This window comes from Secundilactobacillus silagei JCM 19001 (assembly GCF_002217945.1).
GTDB classification, from domain to species: Bacteria; Bacillota; Bacilli; order Lactobacillales; family Lactobacillaceae; genus Secundilactobacillus; species Secundilactobacillus silagei.
In genome coordinates this window covers 1-237 of sequence record NZ_BCMG01000070.1, presented here as the reverse complement: position 1 = coordinate 237, position 237 = coordinate 1, and the positions used below count along the sequence as shown (strand labels likewise).

At 44.7% G+C, this 237-nt stretch carries 1 protein-coding gene; it reads left to right on the top strand.

Annotated features, from left to right (window positions below; genetic code table 11):
- Nucleotides 1–237, top strand: a 237-nt coding sequence (locus tag CES79_RS12975) for a hypothetical protein (protein ID WP_159459509.1), incomplete at both ends; no start/stop codon positions are given.

The window sequence follows — 237 nt, the reverse complement described above, 5'->3', positions numbered from 1 at the left end:
AAACGATGCCAAGGCAAATGTGACGATTCCAAGCAACCAAGGTAATCAAACAGTACCCGATGTAACTGGTAAGACAGGCGAACATGTCACTGTTGATGTGCCATTACTTAAAGGTTACACACCAGATAAAACGACGGTACCAGCCACAGTTAATCCAGATGGCACGATCACGGTCGATAATCCAACAACTACAGGTAAAGTGACCTACACACCAAATGATGCCAAGGCAAATGTGAC